Below are 13131 nucleotides of genomic sequence, written 5' to 3' on the forward strand. Positions count from 1 at the left end.
CGGTGCATAACTCTTGCGTCCGGACGCACAGAGTGTACAGGAACGTGAGTATCCAGGTGGCCGATGCGGACAGCACGGCGGCGGCGACCGGGGTGACGACGCGGACAGCGGACCGCCGGGCTACGGAGCCGGCCGGAGCCGCGCGCCCCGGTTCGGCTGCAGGTCCACCGGCAGCCCCGAATCGGTCGGCCGGAGGTCCGTGGACGCTCGCAAGTCCGTCGGCGCCTGCAGTTTCGACGCCCGCGAATCCGTCGCTTCACGTGACTCCGTCGACGCCTGCGGCTGCGTCGCCGCGTCGAGCGCGGAGCGGTCGACGAAGACGACGACGTGTTCGCTCCACAGCCGGAACTTGTACTCCCGGGCCTGGTAGCCGTCGAGCCGGACTTCGAGTTCGTCGCGGTCCCACGGCTTCGCGATGACGACCGGCGGCGGATCCTCGGGGAGCCCGTCGAACCGCGCCTCCGGCGCGGTCGAGTTCACGGTGGCGCCGTGGAGTTCGAGGTACCACGGCAGCGGCAACCGCGAGTGCCAACTCGGACCGCCGGCCGGCATCCGGCTCGTGCTGGACTCGTTCGCGACGTAGAACAGCGTGTTGCCGCCGGACTTGGTGCCGACGAACAGCACGTCCGTCCCGTCGTTGTTCCGGGCGACGGCGCCGACGTCCGCCATCGCGCCCTTCAGGTCGTTCTCCGGCTGCGCCCACTGCAGCACGGCCTTGTCCTCCACGGACGCGGAGTTCCAGTAGTCGACGTTCGGGCCGACGACGCCGCCGACCGCCGCGAACACGACGAGCGCCGCGAGCCCGACGCCGACCGCGTCGTCGGCGCGGAGCGACGACTCGAACGAGTCGACGACGGCGACGAGGCCGACTGCGGCCGGGACGGCGAGCGGGAGCGTGACGTGGACGGCGGCCCACGGCGCCTGAATGTCGGTCGCGACCGGGTAGCCGACGACCGACGCCGCCGCCCAGTACGTCGCGAACGCGACGAGCGCACGGTTCCGCCCCGAGCCGTAGCTGTCCGAGAGGAAGCCGATGGCGGCGAGCGCCGCCGTGACGCCCGAGCCGTACGCGATGGTTTCGGCGATGTCGCCGAGGTACGGCAGGTACGGGTGGTCGGAGTGCGTCCCGGAGGCCCACGTCCCGTAGAACTTCTCGGCGGCGCCGATGGTCGCCTCCTCCAGCACCGACCCGGCTGACGCCGTCGGCGGCGTCGGGCCGGCGCCGACGAGGCCGCCGAGCGCCTGCCACAGTTCGGGCCGCGGCGCGTAGAAGAACGTCGTCACGGCGAGGAACGTCGCGGCGACGCCGACGGCGCCGAGCGGCACCCAGACGGCGAGATGCACCACCAGGCCGACGGGGGAGGCTGACGGCGGCGTCGCGTCGCCGTCGGTCCGGTCGGCGAGGAACCGCTCGACCGCGCCGCGCGTCCGCGAGCCGGCCGTCCAGTCGTCGAGCCAGCGGACGCCGCCGATAGCCGCGCCGACGAGCGCGTCGAGCAGCGACCCGGTCCGGGACGCCGTCCGGACGAGCCGGTGGTCGAACAGCAGGAACGCGGCGCCGGCGAAACAGAGGACGTACACCAGCGCGTTCTCCTTGGCGGTGAAGCCGAGCGCGAGCAGCACCACCGCGGGGAACACCGGCCGGACGTCGCGCGTGTCGACGGCGTACACCGTCAGCGCGAACGCGGCGACGCAGAAGGAGCCGACGAGGACGTCCCCGCGCATGAACCGGGCGTAGTAAATCAGCAGCGGGTCGGCCGCGAGCACTAGCGCGAGCGCGACCTGTTCGCGGCCGCGGAGCCGGTACCGGAAGCAGAGCGCGGCGAGCGGGAGCAGCGCGCCGACGACCGCCACGGGGAGCCGCGCCGCGAAGTCGGAGGCGCCGACGAGGTCGAACAGGACGTTGTTGACGACCGGCAGGAACGGCCCGTGGATGATGGGCCGGTAGAAGAACTCGCCGGTGACGTCGAACCGGAGAATCCAGTAGGCGACGCGGCCCTCGTCCCAGTGGAAGACCCGGCCGCCGAGGCCGACGACCCGGACGACGAGCGCCAGCGCGGTGACGAGCAGCACGCCGCCGGTCGCCGGCGACCCGGGCAGCCGCCGCGTCAGCGCGTCGAACGCCCCGGCCGTGTCGGCGTCAGCGACCCGCGAGGCGGCCGCCGGCGCCGACTCCCCGTCGTCGACCGGGGCGTCCGAACCGCTGGAGTCGACGCCGTGACTCATTGCCACAGGCTCGCTCGGCCCCGGTAACAACTCTTGTGATTGCTCGTGGGGGCTCGCGCAGTCCGCCGGTCGCGCGCCGGACACGTCCGTGCTCCGTCCGGCGACGGCGACGGCAACGACACCGGAACCGCGGCAGCAACGACGCTGAAACCGCGGCAGCAACGACGCTGAAACCGCGGCAGCAACGACGCTGAAACCGCGGCAGCAACGACGATTGCCTGCGGAAGCGTTCGTCGCGAAAAGACGGTCGGGGGTCGTCGCCGGCGCGGTCAGTCGAAGAAGCCGCCGTCGGCGAGGCGGCTGATGCCTTCGCGGAGCCGCGCCTCGCTGGCGGCGTAGCTGATGCGGGCGTAGCCCGGCGAGCCGAACGCGGAGCCGGGGACGGTGGCGACGTGCGCCTCCTCGATTGCCCGCTCGGCCCACGTGGCGTCGTCGTCGTCCACCGGGAGCATCATGTAGAAGGCGCCGTCCGGCACCGCGACGTCGACGCCCTCGTCGGCGAGCAGGTCGACGACGAGGTCACGGCGCTCGCGGAACGCCTCCGCCATCTCGTCGACCGCGGTGTCCGTGTTCTCGAGCGCTTCGACGCCGGCGTGCTGGACGAAGTTGACGGCGCAGGAGACGGAGTGGCTGTGGAGCTTCCCGGCCTGCCCGACCAGCCCGCCTTTCGCGTGCAGGTAGCCGAGCCGCCAGCCGGTCATCGAGTACGCCTTCGAGAAGCCGTTGACGGTGACGGTGCGGTCGGCCATGCCGTCGAGGCTCGCGAGGCTCGTCGGGTCGACGCCGTACGTGATCTGCTCGTATATCTCGTCGGAGATGACGGCGACGTCGTGCTCGACGGCGAGGTCGCGGACGCCTTCGAGCGCGGCGTCGGAGAACACGGCGCCCGTCGGGTTCGCCGGCGAGTTCACGACGAGCAGTTCGGTGTCGTCGGAGACGGCGTCGCCGAGCGCGTCGAGCGCCGGTTCGAGCTGGAAGTCGTGCGGCGCGAGGTCCACGCGCGTCAGGTCGCCGCCGGCGAGTTTCACCATCGCCTCGTACGACACCCACGCCGGGTCGAGCAGCACCACTTCGTCGCCGTCGTCGACGAGCGTCTGCACCGTCTCGTACAGCGCCTGCTTCGCCCCCGGCGTCACGATGACTTCGTCGGCGTCGGCGTCGACGCCCTGCCCGGTCAGCTTCGCCGCGATGGCCTCCTTCAGCTCCGGGATGCCGTTCGAGGACGTGTAGCCGGTGTGGCCGGCCTCCATCGCTTCCTCGGCGGCCCGGGTGATGTTGTCCGGCGTCGGGAAGTCCGGTTCGCCGACCGAGAGGTCGACGACGTCGACGCCGTCGGCCTCCAGCTCCGCGGCGGCGTTCCCGATGGCGAGCGTCGCCGACGGCTCGACGCGGCCGACGCGCTCGGTGAACTCGAAGCCGCTCATGCCGGGAGCCCCTCCACAAGGTCGACGGCGGCGTCGACGGCTTCGGCGCCCTTGTCGACGCGTTCGCGTGCCTCCGCGCCGCTCTGTCCGGGGCCGGAGACGCCGAACGTCACGGGCTTGTCGCGGCTGAGGCTCACGTCCGTGAGCTTCTGGGCCGCCGCGTTCCCGATGACGGCGTCGTGGTCCGTGTCGCCGGCGACGATGGCACCGACGACCGCGACGGCGTCGACGTCCTCGCGGCGCGCGAGCCGGTCGGCGGCCAGCGGCGTGTCGTACGCGCCGGGGACGCGGACGGTGTCGGTCACTGCGGCGCCGCGTTCGGCGGCCGCCTCCTGTGCGGCTTCCTCCATCGGCTGGGTGACGGACGAGTTGTACCGCGCCACCACGAGCCCGAGTGCGGGGTCGCTCATACACGAGCGGTCGGCGGGCCGCGTCAAAGGCGTACCGCTCCGGGCCGATGTCGCACGAACAGCGTCCCGCGGACCGGCGAGGGTTTTTATCCGAGAGCGGCGCAGGGACCGACGAGCACCGATGCGAGTCGCCGAGTTGCCGCTGGCCGACGAGTACGTCGCCCACTTCGAGGGCCGCGGTATCGACGAGCTGTATCCGCCGCAGGCGGACGCCGTCGACGCCGGCGTCTGCGACGCCGAGAACGTCGTGGCGGCGGTTCCGACGGCGTCCGGCAAGACGTTCGTCGCGGAGCTGGCGCTGCTGACGGCGGACGGGCCGGGGCTGTACATCTGTCCGCTACGCGCGCTCGCACGAGAGAAGTACGAAGAGTTCGCGGCGCTGCCCGGCGTCGACGTCGGGATTTCGACCGGCGACTACGACTCGTCGGCGGCGGAGCTCGGCGAACACGACGTCGTCGTCGCGACCTCGGAGAAGGTCGACTCCGCGATTCGGAACGGCGCGGCGTGGGTGGATTCGCTGGCGTGCGTCGTCGTCGACGAGGTACACCTGCTCGGCACCGAGGGGCGCGGGCCGACGCTGGAGGTGACGCTGGCGACGCTGCGCCGCCGCATCGGCGACCCGCAACTGGTGGCGCTCTCGGCGACCGTCGACAACCCCGAGGACATCGCCGAGTGGCTGGACGCCGAACTGGTGGAGTCCGACTGGCGGCCCGTCGACCTCCGGACCGGCGTGTACGCGGACAGAGCCGTGTCGTTCGACGACGACACCGAACTGTCGCTCTCCGTCGAAGCCGCCGCCACCCGCGACGGACGTATCGACGACGACGGCAACGGCGGCGACAGCGACAGCGACGGCAACGCCGATGGTGATAGCGGCAACGACAGCGACGGCGTCGACGATGGCGGGAGCGGCGCGGACGACACCGGCGACGAGGACGTCGAGCCGGACGACACCGACGCGACGGCCGCGCTGGTCCGGGACGCCGTCGACGGCGGCGGGCAGGCGCTCGCGTTCGTCCGGTCGCGTCGGGAGGCCGAACGGCTCGCGGAGCGGCTCGCCGGCGAAGGACTCGCGGCGGCGGCGGACGTGGAAGCGGGCGCCGCGGCGACCGCCGACGAACTCCGCGGCGTCGACGGTACCGACACCGCAGCGCGGCTCGCGGCGGCCGCGGACGGCGGCGTCGCGTTCCACCACGCCGGGCTGCGGTCCGCACACCGCGCCGCCGTCGAGGAGGCGTTCCGCGACAGGCGGCTCGCCGTCATCTGCGCGACGCCGACGCTCGCCGCCGGCGTCAACGTCCCCGCGCGGCGCGTCGTCGTCCGCGACCAGCAGCGGTACACCGGCTCCGGCACCGAGTGGCTCCCCGTGCTCGAGGTCCACCAGATGTGCGGCCGCGCCGGCCGACCCGGCCTCGACCCGTACGGCGAAGCCGTCCTCGTCGGCGACGCGGACACGGCGGCGGAGCTGTACGACCGGTACGTCACCGCCGACCCGGAGGCGGTGGAGTCGAAGCTCCGCGACCGCGCCGCGCTCCGCACGCACACGCTGTCGCTCGTCGCCAGCGGCGTCGCGGACTCGCAGGCGGAGCTGCTCGACGCGCTCGGCGAGACCTTTTACGCCTCGCGGACGCCGAACCCGGACCTCGGCGGCGTCGTCGGCGACGTCGTCGCCGAGCTCATCGACGAGGAGCTGCTGGCGCCGAGCCGCGACGGAGACGGCATCGAGGCGACCGAACTCGGCGCCGCCATCTCCCGGCAGTACGTGAAACCGGAGACCGGCACCAGAATCGTCGACGCGCTCCGCACCGTCGCCGCCCGCGACCCGGCGTCCGTCACGACGCTCACCGCGTTCGAGCTCGTCTGTGACACCCCGGACATGCAGGACACCTACCTCGGCGAGCGCGAGCGCGCCGACACGTATCAGTTCGCGCGGCGCCGCGGCGACGAGCTCGTCACGTCGATGGCGGACGCCGAGGACTTCGAGGCGTGGCTCGAATCCGTGAAGACCGCGCGCATCCTCGCCGAGTGGGTCGACGGCGCGTCGCTCGCCGACCTCGTGGACGCCTACCGAATCGGCCCCGGCGACCTCGAATCGCGGGTGGAGCGCGCCGAGTGGCTGCTGGGCGCCGCCGACGCGCTCGCCGACGTCGTCGGCGTCGACCTCCCGGTTCTGGCGGCCACGCGGTCGAAGCTCTGACCGGTCGCGGCGCGCCGCGTCCCGCGTCAGTCACCGCCCGCGGACCCCGCGCCGTTCTCGTCGCGGACGCGCGGGTCCAACACGGCGTGGAGGACGTCCTGCAGCCACGACCCGGCGACGCCGACGAGGACGATGACGAACGTCGTGCCGAGGACGAGCGGGACGTCGCGTGCGCGGATGGCGCTGTAACTCAGCGCGCCGATTCCGGGGATACCGAACGCGTACTCGACGACGTAGACGGTGACGACGAGCGCGGCGAGCAGGTCGCCGTACAGCAGCGTGAACAGCGGGACGACGGCGGGCCTGACGAGGTGGCGCGCCGTCGCGACGGAGCCGGCGCCGGTCGCAGCCACCAGCTTCGCGTAGTCGTCGTCGCGGCGCGCGAGCGCGTTCGACCGCGTCTGGCGGTGGGCGGCCGCGAGCGTCCCGGTCGCGGTCACCAGCGCCGGGAGCGCCATCCGGAGCCAGTACTTCGCCGGCCACGGCCCGGACTCCCAGCCGGTCGCGTCCCAGCCGAACGCGGTGCCGACGAGCGCGAGCAGCACCGCCGCCAGCCAGAAGCTCGGGACGCCGGACGCCGTGTACGCGACCGCCGAGACGACGCGGCCGACGCGCTCGACACCGGGTCGTCGCTGACCGCCGACGAGAACTGACCGACGCGGCGCACGGGCAGCGGGACCGGGGGCAGACGGCTCCTGCGCTCACCGGTCGGTCGTGCTGCCGCGTTCGTCGAGCAGCGTGGCGGCGCGGCCGAGCCAGTCGGCCCGGCTCACTCCCCAGGCGGAGACGGCGAGCATCAGGACGTAGCAGGCGACCAAGCCGGCGTACGCGCCGACGACCCCGAGGTGGAGGCCGCGTGCGAGCGCCCAGGAGACGCCGACCATGCCGCCGACCATGCCGAGGAGCCGCGACGCGAGCGGGATTCGGGTTTCGCTGCCCGCGTCGAGGACGGCGGACGCCGTGACGTTCGTGATGCCGACGGCGGCGACGACGCCGTGAACCGCGATGAAGGCGGCTGCGGACGCGACGACCGCGGCGTCGTCCGTGAGGAGCGCGGCGAGGGGGCGGGCGGCGAGAACGGTGCCGGCGCCGAGCGTGACCGCGACCGCTGCGCCGAGCGCGAGCAGCGCGCGAACCGCCGTCCGGGTCTCCTCGCGGTCGCCGCTTCCGACCGCCTGCCCGACGATGACGCTCGTGGCGGTGCCGACGCCCGACCCGATCGGGCCGATGAGCTGCGAGTAGACCCGCCACGCGAGCTGGTAGCCGGCGTTCACCGCGGTGCCGAACCCGAGCAGCAGCGTGTTGAACGGGAACACGGCGAGCGTCGTGACGGCGCCGGCGGCGCTCTTGGGGGCGGCGAGCCGGACGAGCTGGCTCGCGACCGTCCAGTTCGACGGCCACACGAACTCGAGCGGCGACCGGAACACGGCGTATGCGACGAGTGCGACCGCGGCGAGCGCCGTGGAGACGAGCGTCGCGGCCGCGACGCCGGCGACGCCGAGCCGCGGCGCGCCGAGGACGCCGAGGCCGAACACGACGGAGCCGGCGGCGTTCAGCGCGTCCGTCGGGACGCTGACGTACATCGGCGTCTTCGTGTCGCCGGTGCCGCGGAGCGCGGCGGCGACGGTGCCGCGGACCGCGTTCATCGGGAGCGTCGGCGCGATGACGGCGAGGTAGACGCCGCCCTTCCGGGCCGCCTCGGCGTCGGTGCCGACCAGCCGCAGGATGCCGGCGCCGAACCCGAATCCGACGACGGCAAACGGGAGCACGACCGCCGCCGAGATGAGCGCGGCCTGCGTCAGCGTCTCGTCGCGGTTCGCGTCGGCGCCCGCCCCGGTGTCCTGCGCCGCGAGGATGCTCGCCGCGCCGACGACGCCGCCGCCGATTCGCTCCGGGAGGCTCGTGTAGAGGTCCGCGATGCCGATGGCGACGACCGCGGCGGGGGAGAGCGCGGCGGTGACGACGACGTCGATGGTCCGCATGAGTTCGTGGGCGACGGACTGGCCCGTCGCGGGGACGCCGAGTCGGAGGGCGCGCCGCCAGAGGCGACGCCACGCTGCGGGAATCATCCGAGGATTCGTGTCTGTCGCGATACGTTAACGGTTTTGCTTGACCGCCGAAGGCCGCCGGAAGTGGCGGCGCGGCCTACTGCACGCGAGCCGTCGCGTACCGTCAGCGTGGCGTGCCGCACTGGGGGCACACCGGTGGGCCGGCTTCGGGGAGCGCCAGCCCGCAGTTGGGGCAGGCACCATCGCCGTCGGGTGACCTGAGTTCGTCGACGGCGTCGGCGGTCGTCTCCCGGATTCCCTCGACAGTCCCGATTTCGTCGGGCGTCGTCTCCCGGTTCTCTCGGGGGGTCGAGGCGCTCAGAGCGAAGCGTGCCCGCGCCGTGACGAACGGCTCGTCGTCGTCTTCCAGCGCCGCGAGCGCCGATTCCGGGAGCGACGCGCCTCCGGCGTCCGCGCGGGCCAGGACGCCGAACGCCTCGGCGGCTCGACCCCGAACGAAGGCGTTCTCGTCGCCGAGCCGCCCGCTGAGCTCCGCTCGCACGTCGTCGAGCGCGGCCGGATACTCACAGCCGACGACAGTCGCGGCCGTACACAGGTGGTATCGGACGAGTTCGTTCCCGTCGGCGACGTGTTCGAGGAGGGCCGAGACCTGATGACGGAGTCGGCGCGGGCTGCCGAGCGCCACGTATTCGAGGGCTTTCGCCAGCTTCGCTTTCACCTCGGGTTCGTCGAACGAGAGCCCGACGCGCAGGTCAGCGAGCATCTCCGGCGACGCGACCGCGTCGGGGTGTTCGAGCGCGACGTACCCGAGCGCCTCCGCGGCCCGGGCGCGGACGTAGTAGAATTCGTCCTCGTCGGCGAGCCGCTCGGCGAGCGCCGAAACAGCGGGGACGACCGCGTCCGGCTCGCCGTCCGCGACGGCGACGAACAGCTTCGTGGTGGTGAGACGGACGGGCCGCTCGTCGTCGGTGAGATACGGCGTGAGCGCACCGCAGAGCCGGGAGCAGGCGGTCGGGCGGTCGTCGGCGAGGCGCCGCAGTTCGCGGAGCGCCTCCTTCCGGTCCGCTGGGCCTTCCGCTTCGAGTCGGGCGAGATACGCTCGTGCGTCCTCGTTTGCGCCCTCCTCGACCAGCTCCAGGAGGTGCTCCGCCGGCGAGTCGGGGTCAGACTCCTCCATGTCCTCGTTCTCCTCCTCGGAGCGTATCGCCGTGGAACGCGGATAAGTGGCGGTGGTCGGCGCGCCGGCCGCGCCGAGTCCGTCGCCGGCCGCAGGACGGTTCCCGACGCGCCGGCGATTCACGCCAAATTTCCGCCCGCTCGGTGGCTCCGAAACGTTCGACAAGTTCGGATGCGCGGGGCAGCGACGGCCCGTATCGGAACCCGAGCGGTTCGACCCGGAGGCGACTCCCGCTCCGCCCGACGACCGGCTTCCGGGTGTTCCCTCCTCTAGATGTCCCCATTTCGGATGTCTGCGATCCGCTGGCGGTCGAAGAGCCGTTCGTCCCGACCGAACTCCTCGGAGAACAGCTGTTTCGCGGCTCGCTCCGTCTTCGAGAGGTTGATGATCGGCCCCTGATACATCCCGCCAGCAGGATAGACCTCGCCGTTCTGCACCGCCGTCAGTTCACGAGCCGTGTCGTGGTTCCGAAGGAACTCCAGGTACTGGCCTCGGAACTCCGTCCGACTCCAGTGTTTGTCGGTGTAAAACATCAGCACTTCCGGGTCGACCTCCAGCAGCGCCTCGTAGTCGATGGTGCCCCGGTTCGAGGTGAAACTCCGAATGTCCGTTCCGTCCAGCGCGTCCGCAACCCCAAGGTCGTGCCAGTGTTTGTACGCGGTCGTCTCGCCGAGCCGGTACGGATAGAACTGTTCGGGCTCGGTGGACCCCGGGGAGAGGAGCGCGATTGCGGGCCGCTCGCTCTCCGGGGGGAGCCGCTGTTGAATCCGCTCGAGGAACTGGCTGTGTAGTTCGACGAGCGCGCGATACCGGTCCATTCGTCGGAAGACGCGAGCGACCTTCTCGGTGGCCTCGTACAGGCTGAAATACGGATAGTTCTCGTGCCAGGGGTACGTCGAGAAGCTCGTGTTCCCGCAGAACGGACCGACCCGGTCGCTCATCTCTTCGACGTCCGCGCGCTCCCACTTCGGGATGAGATTGACCATGTAGTTCGGGTCGATGAAGTGGACGCCAGCGTCGATTTCCAAGAAGAGTTCCTTCGCGATTCCGTCCTGCCAGAGGGAGACCATGTCGTCTTTGCTCGCGGAGAGACCCGGGACGTCCGCGTAGTGCCAGGTTCGGTACTCGCTGGTGAGCACCACCGCACTCGGTTTGTCGAGCCCGAGGGCGACGCCCATGTCGGCCCAACTGGCGTTTTCTGCGACCCACGTTTCGGGGACGGACTGAAAGGTTACTTCGCCAGCGGGCTCGATTGTCACGGAGTACGGCGTGTCTGCTGCGGTCGTTTCCCCGGCCTCACCGGTCGTCGTAGTCGCGGACTCGGCGCCGGTCGCCGTTCCCGGCGTCGACCCCGCCGGTGCTGTCCCGGAGCCAGACTGTCCCAGACAGCCGGCGAGACCTCCGCCTGCGACGAGCGCAGCGCCGTATTTCAGGTACTCGCGTCGGGCGACTCCCTCGTTTGAGTCGTCAGGTTCGGACACGAGGATTAGGCTAGCCTAAACAGATGTAAAAGCCACCGATTTAGGCACGCCAAAACGGAGAGGGACGAGAAACGAGCAGTGGTGGCTGCGCGCTTTGCCCTCGTCCCCTGAAAATCGGGTCGAAGCGTCCGAGTAGCTCAGCGCGAAGTCAGAACTGGTGCCGCTTCAAACAGCCGCTGTACCAATCGCGGAAGTTGAGACTACGGCGGGTTTAGCGGGGCTGTAATGCGTGGTTTCGGGCGAATTTGTGAGTGGAAACTGCTTCAGAACGCTCTCTAAACTACCATTCCTGTTGGATTTCTTACTATCTGGGCGATTTTCTACAACTTTCGATAGCGTTGCCACTCAGACGACGCTCTAACACGAGTAGAGCACCGTACTACCCAATTCCTGTCTCCTTCTTCAACAGCGTAAGCGTATTATCGGCCGTCACAATGGGTGAGTGTTCGTACTCACCCGTCAACTCGACTTGGACGAGTAGATCGACCGCTCGCCAAATCGAGTACAACAAACAGGCGAACGCGAAGTAGAAGAACCGCAACCCGAAATCCGTAGATGTCGTCGCAGCCATGAATCGCTTGATCGACCGATAGCCGCTCTCAATCTCCCACCGGTAGCCGTACTCACTGAGAAAACCGCCACCCCGGTTGGACATGAACACCGAGTACTGTCGATAGTCGTCGTGCTCAGAGTCTTCTTTCCGGCGGTAGATCAGCGTCGTCTCGTGCCACTCGTTGTTCCCGAGATGGAGCTTCCGGTCGGTCTCGTACCGGTCTTGATCGCGCTGGAGCAACCGCTTGGCCTGGGCTTTTTCGCTGGTCTGCATCCGTTTCGGCACGACGTAGGAGAGTCCACGCTGGCTGATCATCTCCAGGATGTGCTGACTATCAAACTCCCGGTCCATCAGGACGTTATCGACGTGAACGAGGTCCTCAGCGGATTCGAGCAGGTCCTCGACGATCTCCTTACGTGACTCGCCTTTCCGTACCGGGCGGGCATCAAGGACAAGTGGAACAGCGTTGCCGACCAGCTGGACTGTCGCCCACTGGTAGGCGTATTCGTCGTTCTTCTCCTTCGTCCCGATAATCTCGTCCTCGTGGCCGGTGCGGTCGCCGGTAAAGGGGTCGTCCTCGGTAATGTCGATCGCGACGATTCCAGCTCGGAAGAACTCCTCCGTCCCCGCAAGTTCGTTGGTGAGTTGCTGGACTGCCTGTCGGTACATCTCGCGGATCTGCTCGATCGGGAGGTCACGAATCTGGTCGCGGTGGCCGTGTCCGAGTGGTGTCCGATCACGCGTCGACTCGTGGAGGAAGCTGCGAGCGCCCTCGTTGGCGGCCAAGTTCTCTCGGAGCCCGAGATAGGTCTGTAAGCCCCAGTAGGCGTTCTCGTGTATCTCACAGCCCTCGCCACGATTGAGCGAGAATGCGGGGAACACGACGCGGTTGACGTGCTTGGTAACCGTCCCTGCCTCGTCGAGGATGGCCTGGTCGTCAGGGTCCGATTCAGTAGCGTCGTCGCCTCGTTCCGGGAGGTTTCGTTCTGGTTTGCGTGGTACAGCGACACCCGCGTGGTACAGCGACACCCGCGTTCTGCGCTTTGATCAAGATCGTTCGAGCCGCTTTCTGGACCGTCTCGCGGAGATCTCGCGTAAAGCGCTCGTGCCAGCTGCGCCACAGCGTCGACTGATTCGGAATTCTATCGAGCTCGAGTTGCTCGCGAAGTTCAGGGTGGCACTCGAGGAATTCGACGAGTGCCGTCTCGTGGTCCCATCCGTGGAGTTCTTTCAGCACGAACACGCGAAAGAGGGTGTCCATCTCGTAGCATGTCGATCTTCCGTAGCGGTCGTGGGCCTCGAATCTGAAGTAGGCTATTGGGAGTGTGCAGATGAACTGCTCCAGTGAGTCGTGTTCGTGGTGAGTAAACCAGACTTCCGAGACGATTTGAATATCCGATTCTAAACCGGCGAGTGAGGTTCGATCGTACAACGGCGTCGAATCATAGACTGGCCACTGGACGTACGGCTGTTGAGCGATTCGTCGAAAGACCGTGCGCTGTGACTCACAGGTCGCAACCACTACGAGATACTCGCCACGACCCGGCCAAGAATCCGTCTAACTGATCAGTATAGAGGAACTAATTAACATGCCGTGGGTTGAACCATCTAGTGACTGTCAAGAACAGCGTGCAAGATGTCATCCGTGTTCGGT

7 protein-coding genes and 2 pseudogenes are annotated in these 13131 nt (G+C 69.4%); 1 reads left to right on the top strand and 8 read right to left on the bottom strand.

What is annotated here, in order from left to right; all coding sequences use genetic code 11:
• Window positions 1–120 precede the first annotated feature (120 nt).
• From ACQUS7_RS12780 to ribH, 3 genes are all read right to left on the bottom strand, one after another.
• Window positions 121–2226, bottom strand: a complete 2106-nt coding sequence (locus tag ACQUS7_RS12780) for a flippase activity-associated protein Agl23 (protein ID WP_435147484.1) — start codon at window positions 2224–2226, stop codon at window positions 121–123.
• A gap of 269 nt (window positions 2227–2495) precedes the next feature.
• Window positions 2496–3650 carry a pyridoxal phosphate-dependent aminotransferase gene (locus ACQUS7_RS12785; protein WP_435124807.1) on the bottom strand — a complete coding sequence of 385 codons (1155 nt, stop codon included), beginning with the start codon at window positions 3648–3650 and terminating at the stop codon, window positions 2496–2498.
• Window positions 3647–4060 (bottom strand): 6,7-dimethyl-8-ribityllumazine synthase, encoded by a 414-nt coding sequence (ribH, locus tag ACQUS7_RS12790; RefSeq protein WP_435124804.1) that lies wholly within the window; start codon window positions 4058–4060, stop codon window positions 3647–3649. Before ribH ends, ACQUS7_RS12785 begins: the two co-directional genes overlap by 4 nt.
• 121 nt (window positions 4061–4181) lie before the next feature.
• Between ribH and ACQUS7_RS12795 the strand changes: the two genes are divergently transcribed.
• Window positions 4182–6257 carry a DEAD/DEAH box helicase gene (locus ACQUS7_RS12795; RefSeq protein WP_435147487.1) on the top strand — a complete coding sequence of 692 codons (2076 nt, stop codon included), beginning with the start codon at window positions 4182–4184 and terminating at the stop codon, window positions 6255–6257.
• 26 nt (window positions 6258–6283) lie between these two features.
• On the opposite strand, the pseudogene ACQUS7_RS12800 reads toward ACQUS7_RS12795, so the two are convergent.
• The 5 genes and pseudogenes from ACQUS7_RS12800 to ACQUS7_RS12820 form a co-directional block, all read right to left on the bottom strand.
• Window positions 6284–6859 (bottom strand): annotated as a pseudogene (locus ACQUS7_RS12800) (ABC transporter permease subunit); the annotation flags it as partial.
• A gap of 99 nt (window positions 6860–6958) precedes the next feature.
• Window positions 6959–8326 carry an MATE family efflux transporter gene (locus tag ACQUS7_RS12805; RefSeq protein WP_435147489.1) on the bottom strand — a complete coding sequence of 456 codons (1368 nt, stop codon included), beginning with the start codon at window positions 8324–8326 and terminating at the stop codon, window positions 6959–6961.
• Between the two features lie 103 nt (window positions 8327–8429).
• Complete coding sequence (locus tag ACQUS7_RS12810; protein WP_435147491.1) at window positions 8430–9443, bottom strand: HEAT repeat domain-containing protein; 1014 nt, start codon at window positions 9441–9443, stop codon at window positions 8430–8432.
• 269 nt (window positions 9444–9712) lie between these two features.
• Complete coding sequence (locus tag ACQUS7_RS12815; RefSeq protein WP_435124793.1) at window positions 9713–10924, bottom strand: ABC transporter substrate-binding protein; 1212 nt, start codon at window positions 10922–10924, stop codon at window positions 9713–9715.
• 379 nt (window positions 10925–11303) lie between these two features.
• A pseudogene (locus tag ACQUS7_RS12820) lies at window positions 11304–12999 on the bottom strand (transposase).
• Window positions 13000–13131 lie beyond the last annotated feature (132 nt).

This window comes from Halobaculum sp. P14 (assembly GCF_051195155.1).
GTDB lineage: Archaea > Halobacteriota > Halobacteria > Halobacteriales > Haloferacaceae > JBNTKA01.

Coding starts and splice junctions, on each gene's coding strand:
- ACQUS7_RS12805 (WP_435147489.1), bottom strand. CDS start 8,326: ATGATTCCCGCAGCGTGGCGTCGCCTCTGGCGGCGCGCCCTCCGACTC.
- ribH (WP_435124804.1), bottom strand. CDS start 4,060: ATGAGCGACCCCGCACTCGGGCTCGTGGTGGCGCGGTACAACTCGTCC.
- ACQUS7_RS12780 (WP_435147484.1), bottom strand. CDS start 2,226: ATGAGTCACGGCGTCGACTCCAGCGGTTCGGACGCCCCGGTCGACGAC.
- ACQUS7_RS12785 (WP_435124807.1), bottom strand. CDS start 3,650: ATGAGCGGCTTCGAGTTCACCGAGCGCGTCGGCCGCGTCGAGCCGTCG.
- ACQUS7_RS12810 (WP_435147491.1), bottom strand. CDS start 9,443: ATGGAGGAGTCTGACCCCGACTCGCCGGCGGAGCACCTCCTGGAGCTG.
- ACQUS7_RS12795 (WP_435147487.1), top strand. CDS start 4,182: ATGCGAGTCGCCGAGTTGCCGCTGGCCGACGAGTACGTCGCCCACTTC.